This is a genomic window from Methylomonas sp. ZR1, from assembly GCF_013141865.1.
Taxonomy (GTDB): domain Bacteria; phylum Pseudomonadota; class Gammaproteobacteria; order Methylococcales; family Methylomonadaceae; genus Methylomonas.
Window position 1 is genome coordinate 4,058,959 of the sequence record NZ_RCST01000001.1, and the last position, 24,860, is coordinate 4,083,818.

A 24,860-nucleotide genomic window follows, 5' to 3' on the forward strand; every position below is an offset into this window, starting at 1 on the left:
TTACAATCTGTGGCATAATTTCCACTCCCGTCTTGTATTTCCGATTGATTCCATATGTCCGTAAAACAATCCGATCATCCCCAGGGTCAAGTCAACACACTGGCTTTAAGCGCGATAGGCGTGGTGTTTGGGGACATCGGCACCAGTCCTTTGTATGCGGTAAAAGAGGTTTTTCACGGCGGCTTGCCGACCGATGCCACCCATGTGCTCGGGGTGCTGTCCTTGATCTTTTGGGCCATCACCTTGGTGGTAACCACCAAATACGCCATTTTTATCATGCGCGCCGACAACAAAGGCGAAGGTGGCATCATGGCCTTGATGGCCTTGGCGCTGCAGGGGTCCAAAGATAATCCGGAACGCAAAGCGTTCATCGTCACCATCGGCCTGCTTGGTGCCTCGTTGTTTTATGGCGACAGCATGATTACCCCGGCGATTTCGGTACTCAGCGCCGTGGAAGGTTTGCAAATCGTGGCGCCGCGCCTGGAACATTACGTTTTGCCGATCACCATCATCGTGCTCAGCGTGCTGTTTTTTATCCAGACCAAAGGCACCGGCAAAGTCGGCAGAATGTTTGCGCCCATCATGTGTTTCTGGTTTGCCACGCTGGGTCTTTTGGGGGGCATCAGTATTGTCCAGCATCCGGATGTATTGATGGCCGTCAACCCCTATTACGCGGTCAGCTTATTAATAGAATTGGGCTGGAAAGGCTTTTTAATCATGGGCGCAGTGGTGTTGGCGATAACCGGCGCCGAAGCCTTATATGCCGATATGGGACATTTCGGTTTGAAACCAATTCGGCGCGCCTGGTTCTATTTCGTGTTTCCGGCCTTACTGCTCAATTACTTTGGCCAAGGCGCGTTGTTGATCGGCAATCCCAAGGCCGTTGAAAATCCGTTTTATCTAATGGCACCGCATTGGGCCCTGTATCCGCTGCTGATCCTGGCGACACTGTCCACCGTGATTGCCTCGCAAGCCGTCATTTCCGGGGCGTTTTCGGTAACCCGGCAAGCCATACAACTCGGTTACTGTCCAAGGATGAATGTTCGCCACACCTCCGGCGACGAAATGGGCCAAGTCTATTTACCTGCCGTCAATTGGTTGCTAATGGTCTCGGTGTTTATTTTAGTGTTGAGCTTCAGATCGTCGTCCGCATTGGCATCGGCATACGGCATTGCCGTAACCGGCACGATGATTGTCGATACCATCCTGGCCTTTATCGTCATCCAAGCCCTATGGCAATGGAACAAGGCCACCAGCATTGCTTTTCTGTCGACCTTTTTGATTATCGACCTGCTGTTTCTGTCTTCCAACAGTCTGAAAATCCCGCACGGTGGCTGGTTGCCGCTGGTGGTGGGTACGGTGTTTTTCTTGATTATGACCACCTGGATCAAAGGCAAGGAATTATTAGCCAGATACCTGGACGAAAAACGGGTATTGTTCGAGGACTTGGACGAACGTTTGAAAGACCGGCCCCTGGTTACGGTACCCGGCACGGCAATCTATATGGCCCGCAGCGTACACGGTGTGCCGCAGGTCTTGCTGCACAACCTGGAGCACAACCATGTGATGCACGAAAAACTCATCGTGCTGACCATTGTGACCCGCGAAGAGCCTTATGTCGATGAAGCGCATAGGGTAAAAATCCGCATGTTCGGCGATAGCGGTGGCTTTTATCGGGTGAAATTGTATTTCGGATTTCAGGAGGAACAGGACGTACGCCGCGCCCTGCAACTTTGCTGCCACGAAGGCTTGGATATCGATCAAAAAACCGTATCGTTTTTTATCGGTAGCGAGAAACTGTCGTTCCGCCGCAAAAGCCCGATGCCGAAATGGCGGCGCTCCTTGTTCAGTTTCTTAACGCATAATTCCAGTAGTGCGATAGAGTATTTCAAAATCCCCGTCGAACGTGTGATCGAGCTGGGAATCCGCATCGAATTGTAGAAATCCACTGACTGCCTAGGCGCGCTTAGTCTCCGCGTCTGCCGAAACGGCCGCCCCAGCCGCCGCGCTGATGGTCGCCGTCACTGTCCCTGCGCCCGAAACCGCGTTCCTGCCGCTCCGGCATCGATTGTTGTTGGAGGGATCTTTGTTCGGCATGCCGTTCACGATCAAAGTCCCGACGCCCCAAGTCCCGCCCCTGCCAACCGCCAACACGATGATCGAAATGCGGCATTGGTTGATGCCAGTCATGATGATCGCCGTGATGATGCTCCGGGCGATAACTCGGCTGCACATAATAGCGGCCGTAAGTAATACTGGTGCTTGGGCTGGCATAACTACGTCCGTAGCTTTGGTAATAGCCGGGCGACGAGTAAGCACTGCCATAACCATAGTCACGCTGATAATAGCCGGTCGCGCAACCCGATAGGGTTAATACGGCGATGGTAAGAATGCTGACTTGTATGGTTTTCATGACTGCCTCTTGGCTGGTTGGCCCTCTAATGTAAAGTTAGGCTTAGCATATCCGAGGCAGACTTAATCGATGCTTAACCTGAGGCGCCGACCAAAAAATGTTCCGGCTCGGCAATCACCGGATTGCTTAGCGCGCCGATGCCTTCTATCTCGATACGCACAGTTTGTCCCGGCTTGAGATAACCGCGCGGCTTCATTTTTACTCCCACCCCGGCCGGTGTACCCGTACTGATCACATCGCCCGGCTCCAACGTCATCACTTGTGTCAGATAAGCAATCAACTCGTAACAATTAAAAATCATGTCGCCGGTATTACCGTTTTGCCGCAACTCGTCGCCCACCCAGGTTTTTAAACTTAGATTATGCGGATCGGCGATTTCGTCGGCCGTCACCAGCCACGGCCCCAGTGGGCCGTGAGTATCGAAGGATTTGCCCAAGGTCCAGGTTGGCGTGCGTTGCTGCCAATCGCGCACCGTCACATCGTTGCAAATGGTGTAGCCGGCGATGACTTCATGCGCCTGTTCGACAGGCACCTGTTTGCAGCGCTTACCAATCACAAACGCCAACTCGCCCTCGTAATCAACCTTGTCCGACACCGGCGGCAGATGAATCGCTTCGCCATCGGCGATGACGCAGGTACTTTGCTTGGTAAAAAAGGTTGGATATTCCGGTTTTTCCATTCCGGTTTCACCGATGTGATCGGCGTAATTCAAACCAACGCCCAACAGCTTGCCGGGACGCGGAATCGGTGCCAACAACTGCACGTCGCTGAGAGCGATGCGTTCGCCGTCGGCAGCAATCTGCTTTTGCAACGCTAGTTTTGCCGACTCTCCAGCCGCGAGAAAATCGAGCATATTGCCGGGCAAATCCGCGCCGGCCGGGACGATTTGCGCGCCAACCAGTGCGCCTATATGTACTTGACCATTGTATTTATAGCTCAGTAGTTTCATACCGAATCAACTCTTCACCCAAACAAAATCCGCATTGTATCGCAGTGCCGGTGTCGCCCAGCAAAACCCGCGAACTGGACGTCTTATTTCTAAGCACTGTCCAGTTATTGGACGCTCATTCTTTAAAAAGCGCCGGCTCAGAGCTATAGGAAATGCCACCTAAGGCATTGTTAATAAAAGGCTTAATCAAATAACGCAATACTGGCACACGTGTTGCAATCTGACCACCGAGGCTGGCGTCAGTCCAGGCCAATCAGCGCTTTAAGGCAACGGAAAGTCACCGCTTAGCTTAATGACGACAGCCTCGCCATTCTTATAACACCACAACGAGGATTCAATATGGCTATAAGTACCGCCACAAAAGCCGCAACCGATGCGTTGGCCGCCAATCCGGCGCCCGTCAGTGTGGGTGCACAGGAAGTTCACCGCTGGATGCAGAGCTTTACCTGGGATTTTGATAAAAATCGCACCAAGTATTCGACCAAATACAAAATGGCCAACGATACCAAGGAGCAATTCAAGCTGATCGCTAAAGAATATGCGCGCATGGAATCGGTGAAGGACGAGCGTCAATTCGGCAGCTTGCAAGACGTTTTGACGCGGGTGGATGCGGCGAACCGCGTGCATCCGAAATGGAATGAATCGATGAAGATCATCTCCAACTTCCTGGAAGTGGGCGAATACAACGCCATTGCCGCCACCGGCATGTTGTGGGATTCGGCGACCGCGCCCGAGCAAAAAAACGGTTACTTGGGCCAAGTGCTGGACGAAATTCGCCACACCAACCAATGCGCTTACATCAACTATTACTTTGCCAAACAAGGCCAAGACGCCGCCGGTCATAACGATGCCCGCCGCACTCGAGCGATTGGTCCGCTGTGGAAAGGCATGAAACGGGTATTCTCGGACGGCTTTATTTCCGGCGACGCGGTGGAATGCTCCATCAATCTGCAATTGGTCGGCGAAGCCTGCTTTACCAATCCATTGATCGTGGCCGTGACCGAATGGGCGTCCGCCAACGGCGACGAAATGACGCCGACGGTGTTCTTGTCCATCGAAACCGACGAGCTGCGCCACATGGCTAACGGTTATCAAACCGTGGTATCCATCGCCAACGACGAAGCGGCTTCGAAATATCTGAATACCGATTTGAACAACGCCTTCTGGACCCAACAAAAATACTTCACCCCGGTATTGGGCATGATGTTCGAGTACGGCAGCCATTTCAAAGTCGAGCCATGGGTGAAAACCTGGAACCGCTGGGTGTACGAAGATTGGGGCGGTATCTGGATCGGCCGTTTGGGCAAATACGGCGTCGAGTCGCCACGCAGCTTGCGCGACGCCAAAAAAGACGCTTACTGGGCGCATCACGACTTGTTCCTGATTGCTTATGCCTTGTGGCCCACCGGTTTCTTCCGTTTGAGCCTCCCAACCCAGGAAGAGGCTGAGTGGTACGAAGCCAATTACCCTGGCTGGTACGACATGTACGGCAAAGTCTACGACGAATGGCGCGCGCGCGGTTGCGAAGATCCCAGCAGCGGCTTCCTGCCCATCCAGTGGTTCATCGAAAACAACCATCCGATCTATATCGACCGGGTTTCGCAAGTGCCGTTCTGCCCTAGTTACTGCAAAGGCGAAAGCACCTTGCGGGTACTGGAATACAACGGCAAAAAACATTCCTTCAGCGACCAATGGGGCGAAAGAATGTGGCTGTCCGAACCCGAGCGTTATGAGTGCCAAAACATCTTCGAACAATACGAAGGCCGCGAATTGTCGGAAGTGATTGCCGAAGGCTTTGGCGTGCGTAGCGACGGCAAAACCTTGATCAGCCAGCCGCACACCAAAAAGGACGGCAAGCTGTGGACACTGGACGACATCAAACGGATTAACTGCGTGTTTTCCGATCCGTTGAAAGCCCTGTAATCGTTTCAATTCTTTAAGGAAATAGCTTATGTCTATAGAAGTAAATGGCGGCAGACGCGGCCTGACCGATCCGGAAATCGCCGCAGTGATCATGGCCGCAGTGCCGGACAAGCCTCTGGAAACCCAGCGCAAAATGAATTACTTCATGAAGCCGCGCGGCAAGCGGATCAATGAATACGAAGTGTTGTGCTGCTATAGCCAACCGACGCCGGACTGGATTCCCGGCGGCCTGGACTGGGGCGATTGGACCCAAAAATTCCACGGCGGCCGCCCATCCTGGAGTAACGAGTCCACCGAAATGCGCAGCTCGGATTGGCTGGCGCACCGCGACCCGGCTTTCCGTTGGCATGCGCTGTATGTCAAGGATAAAGCCGAAGAGTGGCGTTATACCGACCGCTTTCTGAAAGCCTATTCCGCCGACGGCCATGTGCGCTCGATCGATCCGGTTTGGCGCGATGAAGTATTGGGCGATTATCTCGGCGCTTTCGGTTTTTACGAGTATGGCTTGTTCAATGCGCATTCCTCGGTGGTGCGCGATTGCCTGGGCGACACCTTGCGGATGAGCAGCGCGATGATCGGTTTGGACAAGGTCGACAACGCGCAAATGATTCAAGCGGAACGTACCTTTTTGTCTAAATTGGTGCCGGGTTTCCCCGAGTCCACCGACATTCCTAAACAGGAATGGACTAAAGGGGCGATTTTCAAAGGCGCCAGGGAACTGGTCCAGGATATTTGGCAAGCGACTTATGACTGGAACGAAATCCTGTTCTCCGGCCATATGATTTGCGACCCCATCTTCGGGCAATTTGTACGCAGAGAGTTCTTTATGCGTTTGTCGTCTTATTACGGCGATAACTTGACCCCGTTCTTTATCAATCAAATGCAGTTGTATTTCTCGCAAACCAAAGGCATCACCACCGACATGTTCTATACCTGTCTCGGTGCCGACGTGGAATTTGGTGATTACAACAACCGGTTGATGCGGGCTTGGGCCAATAAGTGGCTGCCCAGAACCGTCGATGCACTGAAGGATTTCATGGCGATTTACGCCACCATTCCGGAAATCAAAGGTGTCAGCGACAAAGCCGCCATCGAAGCGGCGCTGGTTAGGGTGTTTGCCGATTGGAAACGCGATTTTGCCGATCCGATCAACTTTAAAGTCGATACCAATGCCCTCGTCAAAACCGTGTTAAGCGGACTCAAATAAGGAAAACTCATGTCGAAAAGTTCAAATGCTTACAACGCAGGCATTATGCAAAAAACCGGCAAAGCCTTTGCCGATGAATACTTTGCCGAAGATAACCAGGTCGTGCATGAAAGCCACGAAGTGGTGCTGGTTTTAAAAAAATCCGATGAACTCAACACCGTGGTGGAAGAAATTCTGCAAGGTTCGCACAAGGCGGACAACCCCACGCTGGTGGTGGAAGACCGCGCCGGTTTCTGGTGGCTGAAAGCGACCGGCAAAATCGAGATCGACTGCGTCGAAGTTTCGGAATTACTGGGCAAGCACTACAGTGTTTACGACCTGTTGGTGGATGTGTCGTCCACCATCGGCCGTGCTTATACCCTGGGCGAGACCTTCACCATCACTTCCGAGTTAATGGGTCTTGACGTGAAACTGAAAGACTTGGCTGCGGCGTAGGAGAACACCATGGCAAATATTCATGACAACCCCACCCGCAATGCCTGGATGGCCAAAATTGCCACGCTGGATACGCTGGCAAAAGCGCACGCCTTCATTACCGACTTCCGCGCCAAGCACATGAGCCCGTTTAAAACCGATTGGTCGCTGGAATTGGATGGCCTGTGGATTGAGTTGAAAATCGAAGAGAAGCTGGCGCTATTGAAGCACAAGGAATTCAATGACACTCAACTGCTCAACAACTGCACCTGCGGCGCCAATGCCCAGCAAGTGGCAAATGAAGTAATTGCCAAAATGGAGGCATGCACGGACATGTACGAAGCAGAGCGCATTCACATCAATTTCAGACTGGCCTGCAAACCACCTGTGATGCCGGTCAATGTGTTTCTGGACACCGACCGCCAGTTGGGGACCAAGTTGATGGAACTGCGCAACACCGACTACTACGCCTTGCCGTTAGAGGCATTGCGTCAGAAACGCGGCGTGAAAGTGGTCACCTTGCAGTAATCGTTCGGCAGGATGCGCCGCACTTGCGCGTGGCGCATCCTTTATAGCCAACAAACCGATAGCGGACAAAACCTACTCGTCGCTTACATCCCCGTGAGCGAGAGGGCGTTTGTGTGCGCTTCGATCTCAACGAACCATTTCATAGAATCAGTATTATGGATTTTTTCTCAAATTTTAAGTCGGCGGTTGCGCCCGCTTTTCCCAGTGAAGCCGACAAACTCACCACGCTATACGACACCGCGCCTTACGCTGCTTTCTGCGAAGATCTGGAGTTCATGTGGCGCTGGACCATCTACCGCGACCAAAAATTGGTGCAGGAAGGTTGCTCGCTAACCCTGGACGCATCGCGGCGCGCGGTTGAGCACGTATTGGCGTTTTTCAGCGTGTCGGCCAAAAGCCAATGCCTTGGAGAATGATATGAGCGCCCATCAAATTAAAATCATTACGCAAGACGGTGAATCCGTTTGCTTTGATTGTTACGAAGACGAGGATGTCATCACTGCGGCGGTACGGCAGGATATTTATTTGATGTCGTCGTGTCGCGAAGGCGGTTGCGCGACTTGCAAAGGATTTTGCGCGGAAGGCGATTACGTTTTGGGCAAATGCAGTTCGCAGGCTTTGCCCTACGAAGAAGAAGAGGCCGGCGAAGTGTTGTTGTGCCGCTGTTACCCCGTAAGCGATTTAGAAGTCGAAGTACCTTATACCTACGACCGGATTTCATTCTCACCGGAAGGTTTGACGTTTGTAGCGGAAGTAATTGAGCTAACGCCAATTTCCATCAATGTGGTGAAACTGCTGCTGCGGCGCACGGGCGACGATCAAACCATCAAGTTCGACTCCGGGCAGTTTTTTGATTTGGAAATTCCCGGCACCACCATCACCCGTTCATACTCCCCCGCCAACACGTCCAATAAAACCGGCGATCTGGAGTTTTTGATTCGCATCGTCGATGGCGGCAAATTTTCAGAATATTTAAAAAACGACGCCAAGTTGGGTCAGAAATTAAACGTCAAAGGCCCGTCCGGCGTTTTCGGTTTGAAGGAAAACGGTTTTACCCCGCGCTATTTTGTGGCCGGCGGCACCGGACTGGCGCCGATATTATCGATGGTGCGGCGGATGCACGAATGGGAAGAACCGCAAAAGTGCATCATCTATTTTGGGGTAAACACCGAAGCCGAAATTTTCCATCTGGATGAACTGAATCAACTGGCCGCACAAATGCCGACGCTGGAGCTGAGAAACTGCGTCTGGAAATGTTCGGACGACTGGCATTGCGAAAAAGGCAGCGTGGTGGACATCCTGCGCCGCGATTTGCAGGATACCGGCGCCAAGCCCGATTTATATCTGTGCGGGCCGCCGGGCATGGTCGACGCCACCTTTGCGGTGTGCGCGGAAATGGGCATCCCTAAGGAACGTATCTACCTTGAAAAATTCCTGCCTAGCGGTTCGCCTTAACGCCACGGGCAAACAGGGTGCTGCGCTGCCGTTTCTCTGCGCAGCCACCCTGTTTGCCGATCCAAATCAGCCTTTTTTTCCTATCGAAAAATCGCGCAACCACGCTGAGGCGACTATGAAAGCCGACGATGTAGAGTTTCTGGTTGGTATGGCGGTGCAACTAGACGAAACGATCAGAAAACTGGTGATAGATGAGCAGGAGATTTTTGAAAAATTGGGCGATGCCAGGGTTCAGGAATTAAAGGAATTCTGGAATCAGGAACTCACTGCCGAAGAAGAGCAGGACTTTAAACGCAGCCTGGATTACTGGGACAAAATCTTGATGCGTACCTGGGCCAATGCGCAACGTGCTCGGCAAACCCGTGCCCAGGTGGGGCAAACCCTGATGAAATTAAATTCGCACCTCTAACCGATGGGAACACCCTAGAAATGAGTAAACACGTTATTTACAACCCGGAAGCTCGCCAACGTCTGCTGCAAGGCATCAATGCGGTAGCACGCGCGGCGAGCGTTACGCTGGGTAGCGCCGGCCCTGCCGTGATGATTCAACACCGAACCGACAGCATCATGCCCGTCTTTACCCGAGATGGCGTCACTGTTGCCAATGCCATCGTCATGGAAGACCGGATTGCCGATTTGGGTGCCCGCATGTTGCGGGATGTCGCCGGCGCGGTGTCTCGCGAAGTGGGCGACGGCACCACCACGGCAATTGTGCTGGCGCACAGCCTGGCGGTCGAAGCTTTGAAAAGCGTCGCGGCCGGATTTCATCCCCTGCAATTGCAAAAAGGCATGGAGTTGGCGCTGATTTTGGTGGAGCAGCATTTGCAAAAAACCGCTGTCACAGACAGCACGGATGACTGGGTCGAAAAAATCACCCTGGTCGCTACTAAAGGCGAAGCCGGTGTCGGCAAGTTGTTGAAACAGGCCTTGGCCGAGCTTGGCGAAGCGGGCACCCTGACCTTTCATCTGGGCAATGGCCGCGAAGACCAGCTGGAAATTGTGGAAGGCATCCATTACGAGCAAGGCTTTTTATCGCCCTATTTCATCACCGATAAAACCCGCGCCGAAGCGGTTTTGGAGCGGCCCTATATTCTGTTGTACGACCGTGAAATCAGTGACTTTATGGATCTGGTGCCTATTCTGGAAGAAGTGGCTGCTGAAGGCCGGCCCTTATTGGTCATCGCCGAAGCGGTCGCCGAGAAAGCGTTAACGGGCTTATTGCTGAATCATGTGCGCGGCGTCTTTAAAGTGGTGGCGGTCAAGCCGCCGGGTTTTGGCGACAATCGTATCAATCGGCTGAACGATTTGGCCCTGTTGACCGGCGGCAGCGCTATTTTGCAGGAGCGGGCCATGCGGCTGGAAGACGTCACGCTGGCGCAACTGGGTCAGGCGCAGCGCGCGGTCATCTTGGAAGGTAATACGACTATCATCGGCGCCGTGGGTTCGCGCGAACCGGTTAACACGCGCATAGAGGCGTTACGGCGCGAGTTGGCACTAGTTCGCGCCCGTAAACCCGGCGAAGGTTCCGCCACCGGCAATTTACACGAAGCCGAAGAGCTGGAAGAGCGCATCGCTATCCTGTCCGGCAAAACCGGCAGCTTCCAGGTCGGCGGTATCTCCGACGTGGAAATCAAAGAGCGGCTGGTGCGCATCGAAAATGCCTATTTGTCCGCCAAGGCTGCGCTGCAAGAAGGCGTGTTACCCGGCGGCGGCGTGGGTTTGTGGCGTTGCACCACGGTGCTGGACGAAGTGATTGCCGAAAATGCCGAGCAGCAGCAAGGCATCGCCATCGTCAAGCAGGCACTGGGCGCGCCGCTCCGGCAATTATTGAACAATGGCGGCCTGAACAACGAAGACGTGCTGATGCGCTTAGCTACCCAGGCTGACCCGGCATTTGCCGTGGATATGCAATATTTACACTACGGGCACTTTCTGGATATTGGGATTATCGATCCGGTCAAAGTGTTGCGCACCGCCTTGCGCAATGCAGTGAGCGTGGTGGCTACTTTGATCAGCAGCGAGACGGTGATCATGAACGTGCCGGACTTGTCCATCATGGCCGGTTATTCGCCGGAATGGGCTGCCGCCACCCGCGAAGATCCCCGTATGTAATTGTTATTTCTACCTCAACCTCCTCTCTCCGAAAGTTAGAGCTATCCATTATTCTGCAATGGAGTAAGGCAATGTGACGTTATGTCGCATTGCCTCTTTTTTTGATTTTGTTATTTTGGACAACATCGCCGTAAAAAGCAGCTAAACCTCTGTTTTTTATATTTTTGTTTTGTGCCGATACTAAATTGGCGCACCAAAATACAAGAGGAAAAATGGATATTGCCTTGCACTTGCCCCACAACGTTAAAATCATCAAAGAAGCCTGCGCGTTCAAAACCTCACTAGCGTTTGAAGTTGACCGCCCGATACAGGCCTGGCGCTGGATGGCACAGAGCCGTTGCGTGCCCGATCACACGGACTGGGTACGCCCGGAAGTCTCGGAATCCTGGCGCCGCTGTCTGGAAGAATACCAATTGCCATTGGGCAATTACGCGCGCTGGGATCATTGGCGTTTCACCACCGATCCGGAGCCGCGCATCAACCGTGCGGCTCACGATATTGCCGAAATGCTCCGGCATTTGGGGCATCAGTTCGACGTGTTTTTGAAAGAAGCCGGCGTCATGCTGGTATTGACCGATGCCGACGGACACCTGTTACAAGTCTTGGGCGAAAATCCGTTTGCCAGCCCTTTCATGCTGAGTTTGTACGAAAAGCACAGCCGCTGGAGCGAAGCGGTGTTGGGCAATAACGGCATCGGCACCGCCGCGCAACTGAAAAAACCGATTGCTTTTCAGGGCATGGAGCATTTTGTCAGCCTGTTACACCCCTTCACCACGGTCGGTTACCCCTTGTTGGATGAGGACGATAACGTCCAAGCCGTGATCGGCTTGATCAGCGATAGACAGGAAAGCATGAACTCCTTGTTCGCATTCTTGCATTTGTTGTGCGTACTCCTAAATACCAATCTGCCCTTAACCCGGAGTCCGGTTGCGCAAGCGCGGGTGTTGGAAAAAATCCCGTTCAAACCCGCCAAAAGGCCGCCCAGCCAATACGAATCGGCAATGTCCGAACAATTAACCGCCTTGGTAGAGAAGGCGGTGAAGCTGCAACACCATAAGATTCCCATGCTGATTACCGGCGAATCGGGCGTGGGCAAGGATCATTTCGTCAATCTGCTGAAACACGCCGGACCGCGGAAAAATCAGTCTGTGATTGCGATCAACTGTGCATCGATTCCGCACGACTTAATCGAAAGCGAGCTGTTCGGTTACGAAGCCGGCAGCTTTACCGGCGCGCGCAGTGCCGGCAAACCGGGGAAATTTCTGTTAGCGGACAAAGGTATTCTGTTTCTGGACGAAATCGGCGATATGAGCCTGGATTTGCAGTCGACTTTACTGCGAGTGCTGGAAACCTCGGAATTTACGCCAGTCGGTGGTAGCAAACCGATCAAGGTGGATGTGCAGATAGTCGCGGCCACCAACGTACCCTTGCTGGAAGCCGTCGAAGCCGGCCGCTTCCGCCGCGATTTGTATTACCGTTTGAACGGCGCGCAAATTCATCTGCCGCCCTTGCGCGAACGCGAAGACAAACTCGACATCATTCACCACATCTTGCAGCGCGAACTGGCTAATCTGCCCAATCCGCAGGCAATCAGTATTTGCCCTAGCGTCATTGCCTTGATCGAGCAGCACCCGTGGCCGGGTAATATTCGCCAACTGATCAACGTCATCAGGGCGACGCTATACACCGCCGGCGACACGCTGATTACCCGCCAGGATTTGCCGCTGGATTTTGTCGAGGAACTCGGTAAGGTGATGCCGGGGAACGACAATAACGCTTTGGACAACACGCTGACTTATCCAATATCGGCGGCTGCGGGCCGTACCATGACCCTGGAAGACTGGGAGTTACACGGCATTAAAGCCAGCCTGCGGGAATGCGCGGGCAATATTTCCTTGGCGGCGAAAAACTTAGGCATAACTCGCACCACGCTGTACCGAAAAATCGAGCGCTTCGGGCTGGATAAAATCGACTGGCGGGAACATTCTAAGGCCGGGTAAGAAGCACACTGATTCGAGAGGCGCGTAAGTGACAGTTTTCGGTCGTATTTTTGCCTTTCAGCTACCGCATTGATTCCCCGTTGCTTGACCCGTTTTACCCGTTAGTTAATTGGCTAATATGTTTTTTGGTTAGTTTTCAGAGCTGTTACCCATGATTTTTTCTCTGTTTGTTGGGCTGGCTGAAGCGCTGATAATAATAGACCTGGCGTAGATTCAGTCACAAAAATACCCGTTAGTGGGTAACCTCACTCTTGAAATTAGTTTTTGCGACTAAGCTAAGTTGACAAAACGTAGAAGGGGTGTTGGTGAGTTCTACTTTTTAAACATTTTATTAGAAAAAGCAAAGTAATATTGCATTAGGAGCTTTTGTGCGGATTGTCCCAAAACAATTGTTTTTCTTGATCATTCAAATAGTCTCATCAACCGCGTTTGCATATCCGGCTGAATATGTTGATGAATCTAGCGCCCATAATGCCTGCATAGCAACTGGAAATAATATTGGTTGGAATATTTCTGAATGTAAGTTGTACGGCGGCTGGTCTTCTGGCCCGTCTTGTGCAACCGGGCGAGTCGCTGCTTGGCTATATTGGCACTATGCCTATCCCGCATATTCCATACCGCATACATTTTGCGCTTATGGTTTTAAACCAAACTGTACTATTGCAAATCAAACTCTTGATGCATCGGGTACACAATGCATTGTTACTTGCCCTACCGGCCAAACCCTAGACCCTGCCACCAACCAATGCTACACCGCTTATAGCGTCCCACCCAAAACCATAGGCAAACCCCAAATCTGCGTTGGCAACCCTTGTAACCCAGCAACCGGCAACAAATACCAAGCCGAAACCGATTTTGATAGCGATGTCATTGACCTGGGTTTCACCCGCCATTACAACAGCGGTGCTTTCAACGTAAATAGTCCACTAGGCTACGGCTGGAGCCACCAACTAGCGCCCAGCCTGGAAATTCTAACCGGCAAGATTTTTATCCATCAGGCGGATGGCCGCGCCGAATGGTTTGTTTTGAGCAACGGCCTTTGGCAAGGCGATGCCGATAGTCAGTTAAGACTGACGCAAGACGCTAGCGGCTACACCCTAACCAATCAACTGGGTGCGGTGGAACGCTACAATACCGCCGGTCGCATTGTGTCTCGCACCGAAGCCAATGGTCGCGCCACTACATACAGCTATGACGGCAGCCAACGCTTGGCTACGGTCACCGGTCCCTTCGGCCACAGCCTGCAACTGGCTTACGACAGCGCCAACCGAATCGGCAGCGTCACCTACCCAGACGGCCTGAGTAGCCAATATCAATACGATAGCGCCGGCAATCTCAGCAAAGTGATCTATCAGGATGGCAGCTTCAAACTTTACCATTACGAAAACACCTCCCTCCCGCATGCCCTGACCGGCATCACCGATGAAAACGGTAGCCGCTATGCGACTTGGGCTTACGACAGCCAAGGCCGCGCCAATTTATCCAAACATGCCGGCGACGTTGAACAAGTAGCGCTGAGCTATAACAACGACAATAGCACCGATGTCGTCGATAGCTTCAATGCCAGCCGGCATTACACGTTTCAGACTATCTTAAACGTTCAGAAACTAACCGCTATTAGCCAGCCCGCCGGAGCCGGTAGTGTTGCGGCAACCCACACCCAAAGTTACGACGCCAACGGCAACCTTGCCAGCCGCACCGACTTCAACGGCAACCTCAGCTGCTATGCCTACGACCTGAGCCGCAACCTGGAAACCGTCCGGGTGGAAGGCCTGGCGCCCAGTTCGAGTTGCCCGGCCAACCTCAGTGCTTACACGCCGGCGCCGAACAGCATCGAACGCAAACGCAGTACCCAGTGGCACGCCAACTACCGCCTGCCCACCCAAATCGACGAGGCCGGCCGGCGCACCGCCTTCAATTACGACGCGGGTGGCAACCTGCTGAGTAGAACCGTCACCGATACCGCGACCGGGCAAAGCCGCACATGGGCCTACACCTACAACAACCTCGGCCAAGTGCTGAGCGCCGACGGCCCGCGTACCGACGTTAGCGACATCACCGCCTATAGCTATTACTCGGATACCACGGCCACTCACCATCCCGGCGACCTGTGGAAAATCACCAATGCCCTGGGCCACACCACCACCTTTACCGCCTACGATGCCAACGGCCGCCTGCTGAGCCTGACCGATCCTAACGGCTTGGTGATTGGCTTTGCTTACGACGCCCGCGGCCGCCTGACCCAAAAAACCGTCGACGGCAACACCACCGCCTACACCTACGACAAAGCCGGCAACCTGACTCAAACTACCTCGGCAGCCGGTGTGACCCATACGTTTACCTACGACGCTGCGCACCGCCTGACCGACATCACCGACGCCCTGGGCGGCAAGATTCATTACACGCTGGATGCGATGGGGAACCGCACCAAAGAGGAAATTCTCGATAGCAGCGGCGCAGTGGTTAAAACCCGCAGTCGCGTCTACGACGCCTTGAACCGCCTGGCCCAAGACATGGGCGCCTACAACCAGACCACGCGCTACGAATTCGACGCCAACGGCAACCTGACCCAGGTCACGGACGCTAACGGCCATGCCACCCAGCACCAATACGACAGCCTGAACCGGCTGATCCGCAGCACCGATGCTCTCGCCGGCTTGACCGACTATCGCTACGACGGCCAAGACCGCCTCACCCAAGTCACCGATGCCAACAACCACGACACCGTCTACAGCTACAACGGCCTCGGCGACCTGATGCAACTGGACAGTCCCAATACCGGGATTACTCAATACGGCTACGACAGCGCCGGTAACCGGATCGGTAAAACGGATGCGGCCAATGTGTCGGTAACATATACCTACGATGCGCTGAATCGGATTAAAAGTGGCGATGGCGGCGCGCAGTTTTATTACGACGAAAACGGCAACCTGGGCAAGCTGTCGCGCGCCTTACGTTCGGGCTTCAACGGTAACCGGACTCTCAAGTACGACCGGGCAGGACGGTTGACTTCCATCACCGCCAAGGGTTTGCCGCATACCTACGATAGCTTTATTTACTATGCCTACGACGCCGATGGCAAGGTAGAAAAAATATCGCATTCGGGATACCGTGAAGTTCTTTATGGCTTTGATGCGGCCGGCCAAGTCGACTCGGTATCGCTGCACGACTGGGATGATGGTACCGTTAGCTGGGTCTACGACATAACAACACCGCTAGCAACTCACATCACCCATCTGCCGTTCGGCCCGGTCAAATCGCTCACCTACGGCAATGGCAAACAGATCAGCCGTCGCTACGACTTAGACTACCGGGAAACCGGGCGCACCGTGCCGGGCGTCATGGCCGCCACCTATGGCTATGACTTGAACGGTAACCTCGACAGTGTGGCCGACGAATTAAGCCCCTCGGGGCGTCATCGAAATTTCGGTTACGACCCGCTGGACCGGCTGTCCAGCGCCACCGGCGTGAACACCCATACCTTTAGCTATGACGATGTAGGCAACCGTCTGAGCAGCGAGCGGAATGGCGCACAGACCTCGTATACCTACGACCTCGGCAGCCAGAAACTGCTGGCGCTCACGGGCGCGCAGCAGGCCAGCTACCAGTACGACGCGAACGGCGACGCGAGCCAGAAAGGCAGCCGGCATTTTTACCAGGCCACCGACCATTTGGTGACGGCCATCAAGGATGAGGCGGGCGGAAGCCTAGTCTCGGTTCAGGCTAATAAGTACGACGCCTTCGGCTATCGCAGCATGAAACTGACAAACAGCGGTAACGTCGCGTTTGATTATGACGTGCTGAGCGGAACGCTGCTGGATGAAACCAAGTGGGGAGGGACGGCCTTCTCACACAGTTATGTTTACTTGGAAGGCGAGCCGCTGGCGCGGATCAACTATGACGTGGACTCGGATCCAAACCAGACACCCTGGCCTATCCATTATTACCACAACGACCGGTTGGGCACGCCCCAAAAAACCACGGACCGCACGGGCAACGTCAGTTGGGCAGCAGATTTCGATCCGTTCGGCAAGGCCACGCCGACCACGGCCTTCATCACCCAGAACCTGCGTTTCCCCGGTCAATACTACGATGAAGAAACCGGCCTGCATTACAATATCGCCCGTTTCTACGATCCTAACCTCGGGCGCTACCTGCAATCCGATCCGATTGGCTTGGCGGGGGGCATTAATACCTACACCTATGTACGGAATAATCCACTACGTTACATTGATCTGCTTGGACTTTGCGCTACGTCAAACCCTTCTCAAAACTGCTTGAATGCATTGTTAGTTGCCAATACGAATAGTAGCGCACTTACGCGAGTCAATGACAACTGGGCTACGATTCAAGGGGCCGCTGATGCTAATGGAATAAATCCCAATTTGTTAGCAGCAATAGGCATTCGCGAGTCTGGTTTCCAAAACATTCCGCAGAGTGGCGGTGGCCTTGGTGCTGGGGTATTTCAGATTGATTTAGGACAAAACCCATCTGTCACGCAATCTCAGGCTTACAACATTTCATTTTCCGCAAATTTTGCTGCGAACATGCTGGCTACGAATATGAGTACCTTAGCGGCTGCACACCCGAATCTAAACTCGTCTCAACTGTTACAGGCTACTGCTGCGTCTTACAATTTTGGTACTGGAAATATTAGTGGCAACCCGAACACTATAGACATAGGAAGTACGGGCAATAACTACGGGAGCAACGTGCTAAATATAATGTTTAATTGTTTTAATCCTTAAAGGCTAGGATTCTATGAAAATTGTTCCCCAATACTTGATAGCTTTCCTTATTACTATGATTTGTTCATTACTGTTGATGAATACTTGTTTTGCAGGAGTGCAGGCGCAACCTGATTTCAAAACATCTTCAACAGAAGAATCGATTAAGGACTTTATTCAAACTTGGGATGGAGATAAGGCGACACGATATATCGCTGCTTTCCAAGACCTTAATACTGATGGTACACCAGAAGCTATAGTTTATTTGACCGGTAGTAAATGGTGTGGAAGTGGTGGTTGTACAACATTAATCCTAACGCAAGGCAAAAGCTCTTGGAAAATCGTAACAAAGATAACTATTAGCCGCCCCCCTATTCGCGTGTTATCAAATACATCACATGGATGGCATAACATTAGTATCTGGGTACAGGGTGGAAGTATCAAAACAGGTTACGACGCGGAACTCATATTTAACGGCAAAACATATCCAGAAAATCCCACAGTCCCACCTGCTCGACAAGTAAAAGAACAATCGACAGGAGAGGTGGTAATCTCATTGCCCAACACTGGAATTAAATAGCCTTGGAGTCTTCTTAGGGCCGTAGATACTGTTATCCAAGTCAAGCCAGATGAATAGCCGAGTCGAAGGGTTTTGCGGATTTCAAGACACCGAATGCCACATGAATCAATTTACGCATCATGGCACCGATAATCAGCTTATTGGGTTTACCAGCACCGGCTAATCGTCCACGGAATTGTTTACCCCAGGCTGTTTTATAAAGCGTCACCATGGCCGGCATATAGAGCGCTTTGCGCAGGAAGGCATGGCCTATTTTGGAGAGCCTGGGCTTGCCCTTGAGGCTGCTGCCCGATTCGTATTGCCTAGGATCGAGTCCGGCAAAGGCTGCGGCTTGTCGGCTATTGGCGAAGCGCGAGGTATCGGCGTAGAACGCGAGGATGATGGCGCTGGTGCGCTCGCCAATGCCGGGAATGCTATCGAGCAGTTCGCGCTGTTGCTTGAGATCGGGATGGCGATCAATGTGATCGTTGATGGCGTCGATCAATTGTTGGATCGCAGTATCCAGCCAATTCAGATGCTGTTGAATGTCCTCACGCACGGCCTCGCGCGCCACTAGCAAGCGGTTGTTTTCCTGGGTGCGCATGGTTTGTAAGGCGTCCAGCCGTAATACTAGTGCGCGCAGTGTGACTTCCGCCTCGCTACGGGGCTGCCAAGTAGGCGGTTGGCGCTCGGCGCAGAAATCGGCGATGAGTTTAGCATCGACCGTATCGGTTTTGCTGCGGGTGAGCCGTGAAGCGCCATAGGCCTTAATTTGTGCTGGATTGACGACGCTCACGGTGAAACCAGCGGTTGCCAGATGCTGAGCAACGTCTTCCCAATAAATGCCGGTCGCCTCCATGCAGACATGAGGCGATTCGGCCTTTTGAGCGGCCAACCACGTCAACAACGTCGCGAAGCCGTCGAGAGAATTGGGAATGACTTTGGCGCGAAACTTACCGCTGTGCAGACGCAATGCGCAATCCAACTTGGCTTTAGCAACATCGATACCGAGATAAAAATGGGACATGAAAACCTCAAATGATCTACCTTGTGAATGCAGGCTGCCGGAAACCGGGCCGAAGAGACTGTCCGATCGTTGATCGAGAGTGGGTCGCTGCTGCAAAGATCTACGCCGGGGATTTCGAAATCCAAGCTCCGATACGGCATCCAGCGACCCAAACCTGAGGTGCCCCTCAGGTGTGTTTTCATGGTTTATTATCCTTTGAAAAGCACGCTTGGATAATACAAGCTCCGATTAGCGATAGCGTAATCGGAGGGATGTTGGGCACCCCCGTATGCCGGTATTCACCAGACAATCCGCAGACGTTTGTGGGGATGGCCGTTGACCGAATCGGGAATTTCATGGCTTAGTGATAGGAAATAACCAGATGCAAACGATAAAACCTTTCCTCATGGCTAATTTATTGTGCTTTTTCTACTAACCATGTTTACGGCGAATAAGCCGCATTTCAAGAAGCGTCGCCGCGTCTACGACGCCTTGAACCGCCTGGCCCAAGACATCGGCGCCTACAACCAGACCACACGCTACCAATACGACGCCAACGGCAACCTGACCCAGGTCACGGACGCTAACGGCCATGCCACCCAGCACCAGTACGACAAGGCCGTAAGTCGCAATCGGTAGGGCGTTTGCGCCGTATGTCTTACGGCCTTGCCCGTCAAATCAAATCTTCCTCGCTATAGTTTTGGTTCCAACGCGATAACGTGCGCTGATCTATAGGATGCTGCCGACAGGCGCATCGTTCGCGACCGTTGCGCCTTGCATGGCTCGGCACAAACTGCAGATTCAAAACCGAAGTGCAATGCCCGAAATGCGCATGGATTCGCCAAACTCTTTATTCACCGCCAATGTTTTAACCTTGCCGACAGGGCTATCAGCTGCCGAAGGCCCTTGATCAGCTGCTGCCGCGTCTTGTCCCAAGCGCTGATGCCTTTCCTGCTCCAGCGCCTCAATGTCACGCTGTAACAACTCCATTTTTATCAGCCCGATAGATAGAGGTGCAAAATATAAGGCTGTCAACGTGCAGCCAGTTTAATTTTGGACGTCCAAGCAGTTTACAATTTCGCAGTAGGCTCAGTTTTCAGCCGCGCGGGTCGCTGCTGGGCGCGTTGTGCGTTACAATCGCGAGTCGCACAACCGGTTGCTTCAAGAGAATAATAATGACACCCGCCGAATTTACCGCATACGCCCAACAAGGCTACAACCGCATCCCGATCTGCCGCGAAGTGCTGGCCGATCTGGACACGCCGCTCAGCGCTTACTTAAAGCTGGCCGACGGCCCTTATTCCTATTTGTTTGAGTCCGTACACGGCGGCGAGCAGTGGGGACGGTATTCGATCATCGGCTTACCTTGCAAAACCCGGATCAAAATCAGCGACCACCGCATCACGGTCGAAAAAGACGGCCAGGACACCCAAGTTTTTGAGCACGCTCAACCGCTGGAATGGATAGAAGAATTTCGGCAGAACTACAATGTGCCGGATGTGCCGGGTTTACCGCGCTTCAACGGCGGCCTGGTCGGTTATTTCGGGTATGAAACCATCGGCTATATCGAGCCGCGTTTAAAGCCCAGCGGCAAGCCGGACCCTATCGGCGCGCCGGACATTTTGTTGATGGTGTCGCAAGACCTGCTGGTATTCGACAACCTGTCCGGCAAAATGCTGTTGCTGACCCACGCAGATCCATCGCAAACCAATGCCTACGAAAACGCCAAAGCCAGACTCGACGAACTGGTGGTGAAACTGCGCGAACTGCAAGCCAATCCGCAAGCGCATCCTGCCGTTAAACACGTGCTCGAACACGATTTTGTCTCCGGCTTTACCCAGCAAGGCTACGAAGACGCGGTGTTAAAAGCCAAACAATACATCACCGACGGCGATTGCATGCAGGTGGTGTTGTCGCAGCGCATGTCGATTCCGTTTGAAGCCGCGCCGCTGGATTTGTATCGGGCTTTGCGGTGCTTGAATCCGTCGCCGTATATGTTTTTCATGAACCTGGACGATCTATATGTAGTGGGCTCGTCGCCGGAAATTCTGGTGCGCCTGGAAGACAATGAAGTCACTGTCAGACCGATTGCCGGCACCCGCAAACGCGGCGAAACCCACGAGCAGGATCTGGAGCTGGAAAAGGAACTGCTGGCCGACCCCAAAGAAATCGCCGAGCATTTGATGCTAATCGACCTGGGCCGCAACGACACCGGACGAGTCGCCAAAATCGGTAGCGTCAAACTCACCGACAAAATGATCGTGGAGCGCTATTCGCACGTGATGCACATCGTTTCCAACGTCACCGGCGAATTGCAGGAAGGTAAAAATGCCTTCGACGTGTTGGCGGCCACCTTCCCGGCCGGCACCGTCAGCGGCGCGCCGAAAATCCGGGCCATGGAAATCATCGACGAACTGGAGCCGGTCAAGCGCGGGATTTATTCCGGCGCGGTGGGTTACATCTCCTGGTCCGGCAATCTGGATACCGCGATCGCGATCCGCACCGCCATCATCAAAGACCAAACCTTACACATTCAAGCCGGCGCCGGCATCGTTTACGATTCCGTGCCGCGCAACGAATGGGATGAAACAATGAACAAAGGCCGCGCGGTGTTCCGCGCCGTCAGCATGGCCGAAGCCGGCATCCTGAGCAGCGCGGCTCAATCTAAAGGAGCACAAACATGAGCGGCGTCAGATTGGTGATGGTCGACAACTACGATTCGTTCACCTACAACCTGGTGCAATATTTCGGCGAACTGGGTGCCGAGGTGGTGGTGGTGCGTAACGACGAAGTGACGGTGGAAGACATCGAAGGGCTGCGCCCGGACAAAATCGTCATTTCCCCCGGCCCCTGCACCCCCAAAGAGGCCGGCATCTCGGTCGAAACCATCCACCGGTACGCCGGCAAATACCCGATTCTTGGCGTCTGCCTGGGTCACCAGAGCATAGGCTACGCCTTCGGCGGCAACATCATCCACGCCAAGCAGATCATGCACGGCAAAGTATCGCCGGTGTATCACAAAGATTTGGGCGTGTTCACAGGCTTGAGCAATCCGTTCACCGCCACCCGTTACCACTCGCTGGTGATCGAACAAGCGACCATGCCGGATTGCCTGGAAGTGACCGCCTGGACCCAGGACGAGGCCGGCAACATCGACGAAATCATGGGCGTAAGACATAAAACGCTGGATATTGAAGGCGTGCAATTCCACCCCGAGTCGATCCTGACCGAGCATGGACATGATATGTTGCGGAATTTTTTGGCGCGGTAAAATTGGAATTACAGGAGCTAGGTCCCGCATTCCAACATTGCTTGGCTTGAGCTTTTGGTTCTTGATTTTCGCTTGGGACTTATATTTCGTATACAGCTGTCTGACAGCATTGTTTACCGGCGAAATCGGTTTTGGTCGCAGTAGCTCGATTATTCATATTGACAAACGTCCCGAATGGTTCTGGTTTGCTTTTTGGTTTCAATTCATTTTGGGTTTAGCCGCAATACCTGTTATTTGGCAGGAAATTTCAAAGCTCCGAAGAAATTCTACGGCACCCAGATCGGATGCTCCGGATAGCGATACAGCTTTCAGCGTTGAAGTAACCCAAATTTCCAGTCATGGCCTTTGGTTGAAAACTAGGGAAAATACCTTGTACATGTCATATGCTGATTTCCCAAGTTTTAAAAACCAGTCTCTTCTTGAATTAGGGAGTAACGGCAATTCCTGTTACTAATGCTGACTTTGTTACCGCCAACTCAAAATTTCCGGAGCGCATTAACATGTACACGACTTACAAACTCAAAGCCAGCGAGCTTAACGACGATTTTCTGCAATCTGTTAAAGCCTTGTTCCACGATAAAGTAGTGGAAATCGCCATTTGCGATAGCTTGGAGGCCGAAGAAGACGAAACCACATATTTGCTGAAAAATCCGGTTAACAGCGAACGCTTGCTAACAGCCATTAACAATATCGAGCAAAAGCAAAATATCGTTCGCGTTGACCTATCCGAGCTATGAAAATCGCTTTCGAGCAAAGTGCATTTCAAGACTTCAATGAATGGGCGCAAACCGACAGAAAAATCTACCAGCGTATCGTTTCGCTGATTAACGACATAGCCCGCAATCCTCATAGTGGATTGGGTAAACCTGAGCCTTTGAAGCATCAGCTGCAAGGATTTTGGTCTAGGAGAATCGATCAGGAACATCGTTTGGTTTACCGGGTGCAAAATGGTGAGTGCCTAATTGTCGCGTGTAAATATCATTACCGCTGATCCCAAAGTGGCCGCCATTAGCTATTCAGCAATTATCATCGGCGCCGGCCCCGCCGGATTGATGGCCGCCGAAGTGCTAAGCCAGGCCGGCTTGAGCGTCGCTGTGTATGACGCAATGCCCTCTGCCGGGCGTAAGTTTTTGATGGCCGGCAAAGGTGGATTAAACATTACCCATTCTGAACCGTTCGAGCCGTTTTTGTCTCGCTACGGCACACAGCGTGCCGCACTGAAACCGATGCTGAACGCCTTTTCTCCAGAGGCCCTGAGAGCCTGGGTGCAAGGCTTGGGCATAGCCACCTTTGTCGGCACATCCGGCCGCGTGTTTCCAACGGAGATGAAGGCCGCACCGCTGCTGCGCGCCTGGCTGCACCGCTTGCGTTCAAACGGTGTGCATTTTCATATGCGCCACCGCTGGCTGGGCTGGGATGACGATGGGGCGTTGCGCCTGCGCAATCCGGATGGCGAAATTTCGGTCAAGCCACGGGCAACCGTGTTGGCCTTGGGCGGTGCCAGCTGGCCGCAACTAGGGTCGGATGGCGCTTGGGTGACTTGGTTACAGGCCCGCGGTGTGGAAGTTGCACCCTTGCGCAGCGCAAATTGCGGATTTGAAGTAGCGTGGAGTGCGCATCTGCGCGAGAAGTTTGCCGGCGCGCCGCTCAAATCGATCACACTAACCTTTACCGACATCCAGGGCCACACCGAACGCAGGCTAGGCGAAATGGTGATTAGCACGCACGGCGTGGAAGGCAGCCTGATTTACGCATTTTCGCGGCGGCTGCGCGAATATCTGCATGTTCACGGCAGCGCCACCTTCACCGTTGACCTGCTGCCAGGACGCGATGCGGAACGGGTGTTGGCCGAAATCAGCCGCCCCAGGGGTTCCCGGTCCTTGTCCAGCCATTTACAGAGCCGGGTTGGCATTTCCGGCGTCAAAGCAGCCTTGCTACGCGAAGTGCTCAGCCAGGCGCAATTTGCCGATGCCACCATTCTGACGAAGACGATCAAAGCCTTGCCCATCACTGTCAATGCCACCCGGCCCATCGCCGAAGCGATCAGCAGCGCCGGCGGCGTGAGTTTTAACAGTCTTGATCAAAATCTTATGCTTACCGCGCTACCCGGCGTTTTTGTCGCCGGCGAGATGCTGGATTGGGAAGCGCCGACCGGGGGATATTTGCTCTCGGCTTGCTTCGCTACCGGCCGCAGTGCCGGACTGGGCGTGTGCGACTGGCTAAACCGGCATCAAAAGTTTTAAAGAACTCCCCACTCCGTAGCCGGACGCAAAAAAGGGGTAGCCGGCGCCACCCC

Annotated in this window: 23 protein-coding genes; 19 read left to right on the forward strand and 4 right to left on the reverse strand. The window is 53.3% G+C overall.

Translation table 11 applies throughout. From position 1 onward, the window contains the following. The first annotated feature begins 54 nt into the window (after positions 1-54). Complete coding sequence (locus DDY07_RS18400; RefSeq protein ID WP_171696928.1) at positions 55-1,941, forward strand: potassium transporter Kup; 1,887 nt, start codon at positions 55-57, stop codon at positions 1,939-1,941. 25 nt (positions 1,942-1,966) lie between these two features. On the opposite strand, the gene DDY07_RS18405 is transcribed toward DDY07_RS18400, so the two are convergent. Beyond that, entirely contained in the window at positions 1,967-2,413 is a 447-nt protein-coding gene (locus DDY07_RS18405; RefSeq protein ID WP_171696929.1) for a hypothetical protein, read from the reverse strand. 73 nt (positions 2,414-2,486) lie between these two features. Next, the gene (locus tag DDY07_RS18410) at positions 2,487-3,362 is read right to left on the reverse strand and encodes a fumarylacetoacetate hydrolase family protein (RefSeq protein WP_171696930.1); all 876 of its coding nucleotides are present in this window, start codon (positions 3,360-3,362) and stop codon (positions 2,487-2,489) included. 339 nt (positions 3,363-3,701) lie between these two features. Here DDY07_RS18410 and mmoX point away from each other — a divergent pair, with 339 nt between their 5' ends. The 11 genes from mmoX to DDY07_RS18465 all read left to right on the forward strand — a co-directional run bounded on the left by mmoX (position 3,702) and on the right by DDY07_RS18465 (position 18,308). After that, positions 3,702-5,285: an aromatic/alkene monooxygenase hydroxylase subunit alpha gene (gene mmoX, locus DDY07_RS18415; protein ID WP_033157495.1), complete on the forward strand. Its 1,584-nt coding sequence runs from the start codon at positions 3,702-3,704 to the stop codon at positions 5,283-5,285. Positions 5,286-5,313: 28 nt separating this feature from the next. Next, a complete protein-coding gene (mmoY, locus tag DDY07_RS18420) occupies positions 5,314-6,492 on the forward strand; it encodes an aromatic/alkene monooxygenase hydroxylase subunit beta (RefSeq protein WP_171696931.1) in 1,179 nt (392 codons plus the stop codon). A gap of 9 nt (positions 6,493-6,501) precedes the next feature. Then, positions 6,502-6,927 carry a methane monooxygenase regulator MmoB gene (gene mmoB, locus DDY07_RS18425; protein ID WP_033157497.1) on the forward strand — a complete coding sequence of 142 codons (426 nt, stop codon included), beginning with the start codon at positions 6,502-6,504 and terminating at the stop codon, positions 6,925-6,927. A 9-nt stretch (positions 6,928-6,936) separates the two neighbouring features. Next, positions 6,937-7,434: an aromatic/alkene monooxygenase hydroxylase subunit gamma gene (gene mmoZ / locus DDY07_RS18430; protein ID WP_033157498.1), complete on the forward strand. Its 498-nt coding sequence runs from the start codon at positions 6,937-6,939 to the stop codon at positions 7,432-7,434. Positions 7,435-7,589: 155 nt separating this feature from the next. Beyond that, positions 7,590-7,850: a soluble methane monooxygenase-binding protein MmoD gene (mmoD, locus tag DDY07_RS18435; protein ID WP_171696932.1), complete on the forward strand. Its 261-nt coding sequence runs from the start codon at positions 7,590-7,592 to the stop codon at positions 7,848-7,850. 1 nt (position 7,851) lies between these two features. Beyond that, entirely contained in the window at positions 7,852-8,889 is a 1,038-nt protein-coding gene (gene mmoC / locus DDY07_RS18440) for an aromatic/alkene monooxygenase hydroxylase FAD-binding subunit MmoC (RefSeq protein WP_171696933.1), read from the forward strand. 115 nt (positions 8,890-9,004) lie between these two features. Continuing rightward, entirely contained in the window at positions 9,005-9,298 is a 294-nt protein-coding gene (locus DDY07_RS18445) for a hypothetical protein (RefSeq protein ID WP_171696934.1), read from the forward strand. 20 nt (positions 9,299-9,318) lie between these two features. Beyond that, complete coding sequence (groEL, locus tag DDY07_RS18450) at positions 9,319-11,001, forward strand: chaperonin GroEL (protein WP_171696935.1); 1,683 nt, start codon at positions 9,319-9,321, stop codon at positions 10,999-11,001. A gap of 212 nt (positions 11,002-11,213) precedes the next feature. Further along, positions 11,214-13,001 carry a sigma-54-dependent Fis family transcriptional regulator gene (locus DDY07_RS18455; RefSeq protein WP_171696936.1) on the forward strand — a complete coding sequence of 596 codons (1,788 nt, stop codon included), beginning with the start codon at positions 11,214-11,216 and terminating at the stop codon, positions 12,999-13,001. A 368-nt stretch (positions 13,002-13,369) separates the two neighbouring features. Then, positions 13,370-17,749 (forward strand): RHS repeat-associated core domain-containing protein, encoded by a 4,380-nt coding sequence (locus DDY07_RS18460; protein ID WP_171696937.1) that lies wholly within the window; start codon positions 13,370-13,372, stop codon positions 17,747-17,749. Between the two features lie 13 nt (positions 17,750-17,762). Then, complete coding sequence (locus DDY07_RS18465; protein WP_171696938.1) at positions 17,763-18,308, forward strand: hypothetical protein; 546 nt, start codon at positions 17,763-17,765, stop codon at positions 18,306-18,308. 40 nt (positions 18,309-18,348) lie between these two features. Here the strand turns inward: DDY07_RS18465 and DDY07_RS18470 are convergent, their stop codons facing one another. Continuing rightward, positions 18,349-19,314, reverse strand: a complete 966-nt coding sequence (locus DDY07_RS18470) for an IS110 family transposase (RefSeq protein ID WP_171696939.1) — start codon at positions 19,312-19,314, stop codon at positions 18,349-18,351. A 417-nt stretch (positions 19,315-19,731) separates the two neighbouring features. Here DDY07_RS18470 and DDY07_RS18475 point away from each other — a divergent pair, with 417 nt between their 5' ends. Next, on the forward strand, positions 19,732-19,932 hold the full coding sequence (locus DDY07_RS18475; RefSeq protein WP_171696940.1) for an RHS repeat domain-containing protein: 201 nt from the start codon (positions 19,732-19,734) through the stop codon (positions 19,930-19,932). A 162-nt stretch (positions 19,933-20,094) separates the two neighbouring features. Here DDY07_RS18475 and DDY07_RS18480 read toward each other — a convergent pair whose 3' ends face one another. Then, positions 20,095-20,328 carry a hypothetical protein gene (locus DDY07_RS18480; protein WP_133120707.1) on the reverse strand — a complete coding sequence of 78 codons (234 nt, stop codon included), beginning with the start codon at positions 20,326-20,328 and terminating at the stop codon, positions 20,095-20,097. Positions 20,329-20,468: 140 nt separating this feature from the next. Here DDY07_RS18480 and trpE point away from each other — a divergent pair, with 140 nt between their 5' ends. From trpE to DDY07_RS18510, 6 genes are read left to right on the forward strand one after another with little or no spacing between them, the layout of a single operon-like run. Then, entirely contained in the window at positions 20,469-21,977 is a 1,509-nt protein-coding gene (gene trpE, locus DDY07_RS18485) for an anthranilate synthase component I (protein ID WP_171696941.1), read from the forward strand. Then, positions 21,974-22,564 carry an aminodeoxychorismate/anthranilate synthase component II gene (locus DDY07_RS18490; protein ID WP_033157507.1) on the forward strand — a complete coding sequence of 197 codons (591 nt, stop codon included), beginning with the start codon at positions 21,974-21,976 and terminating at the stop codon, positions 22,562-22,564. The genes trpE and DDY07_RS18490 overlap by 4 nt, the downstream gene beginning before the upstream one ends. Next, positions 22,527-23,018: a hypothetical protein gene (locus tag DDY07_RS18495; RefSeq protein WP_171696942.1), complete on the forward strand. Its 492-nt coding sequence runs from the start codon at positions 22,527-22,529 to the stop codon at positions 23,016-23,018. The genes DDY07_RS18490 and DDY07_RS18495 overlap by 38 nt, the downstream gene beginning before the upstream one ends. A gap of 46 nt (positions 23,019-23,064) precedes the next feature. Then, complete coding sequence (locus DDY07_RS18500) at positions 23,065-23,301, forward strand: hypothetical protein (protein WP_033157508.1); 237 nt, start codon at positions 23,065-23,067, stop codon at positions 23,299-23,301. Then, positions 23,298-23,555: a Txe/YoeB family addiction module toxin gene (locus tag DDY07_RS18505; RefSeq protein ID WP_171696943.1), complete on the forward strand. Its 258-nt coding sequence runs from the start codon at positions 23,298-23,300 to the stop codon at positions 23,553-23,555. Before DDY07_RS18500 ends, DDY07_RS18505 begins: the two co-directional genes overlap by 4 nt. A gap of 7 nt (positions 23,556-23,562) precedes the next feature. Continuing rightward, positions 23,563-24,807, forward strand: coding sequence for a TIGR03862 family flavoprotein (locus tag DDY07_RS18510; RefSeq protein WP_367650923.1), 1,245 nt, complete (start codon positions 23,563-23,565; stop codon positions 24,805-24,807). Positions 24,808-24,860: the final 53 nt, after the last annotated feature.

Coding starts and splice junctions, on each gene's coding strand:
- DDY07_RS18400 (WP_171696928.1), top strand. CDS start 55: ATGTCCGTAAAACAATCCGATCATCCCCAGGGTCAAGTCAACACACTG.
- DDY07_RS18405 (WP_171696929.1), bottom strand. CDS start 2,413: ATGAAAACCATACAAGTCAGCATTCTTACCATCGCCGTATTAACCCTA.
- DDY07_RS18410 (WP_171696930.1), bottom strand. CDS start 3,362: ATGAAACTACTGAGCTATAAATACAATGGTCAAGTACATATAGGCGCA.
- mmoX (WP_033157495.1), top strand. CDS start 3,702: ATGGCTATAAGTACCGCCACAAAAGCCGCAACCGATGCGTTGGCCGCC.
- mmoY (WP_171696931.1), top strand. CDS start 5,314: ATGTCTATAGAAGTAAATGGCGGCAGACGCGGCCTGACCGATCCGGAA.
- mmoB (WP_033157497.1), top strand. CDS start 6,502: ATGTCGAAAAGTTCAAATGCTTACAACGCAGGCATTATGCAAAAAACC.
- mmoZ (WP_033157498.1), top strand. CDS start 6,937: ATGGCAAATATTCATGACAACCCCACCCGCAATGCCTGGATGGCCAAA.
- mmoD (WP_171696932.1), top strand. CDS start 7,590: ATGGATTTTTTCTCAAATTTTAAGTCGGCGGTTGCGCCCGCTTTTCCC.
- mmoC (WP_171696933.1), top strand. CDS start 7,852: ATGAGCGCCCATCAAATTAAAATCATTACGCAAGACGGTGAATCCGTT.
- DDY07_RS18445 (WP_171696934.1), top strand. CDS start 9,005: ATGAAAGCCGACGATGTAGAGTTTCTGGTTGGTATGGCGGTGCAACTA.
- groEL (WP_171696935.1), top strand. CDS start 9,319: ATGAGTAAACACGTTATTTACAACCCGGAAGCTCGCCAACGTCTGCTG.
- DDY07_RS18455 (WP_171696936.1), top strand. CDS start 11,214: ATGGATATTGCCTTGCACTTGCCCCACAACGTTAAAATCATCAAAGAA.
- DDY07_RS18465 (WP_171696938.1), top strand. CDS start 17,763: ATGAAAATTGTTCCCCAATACTTGATAGCTTTCCTTATTACTATGATT.
- DDY07_RS18470 (WP_171696939.1), bottom strand. CDS start 19,314: ATGTCCCATTTTTATCTCGGTATCGATGTTGCTAAAGCCAAGTTGGAT.
- DDY07_RS18475 (WP_171696940.1), top strand. CDS start 19,732: ATGTTTACGGCGAATAAGCCGCATTTCAAGAAGCGTCGCCGCGTCTAC.
- trpE (WP_171696941.1), top strand. CDS start 20,469: ATGACACCCGCCGAATTTACCGCATACGCCCAACAAGGCTACAACCGC.
- DDY07_RS18490 (WP_033157507.1), top strand. CDS start 21,974: ATGAGCGGCGTCAGATTGGTGATGGTCGACAACTACGATTCGTTCACC.
- DDY07_RS18495 (WP_171696942.1), top strand. CDS start 22,527: ATGGACATGATATGTTGCGGAATTTTTTGGCGCGGTAAAATTGGAATT.
- DDY07_RS18500 (WP_033157508.1), top strand. CDS start 23,065: ATGTACACGACTTACAAACTCAAAGCCAGCGAGCTTAACGACGATTTT.
- DDY07_RS18505 (WP_171696943.1), top strand. CDS start 23,298: ATGAAAATCGCTTTCGAGCAAAGTGCATTTCAAGACTTCAATGAATGG.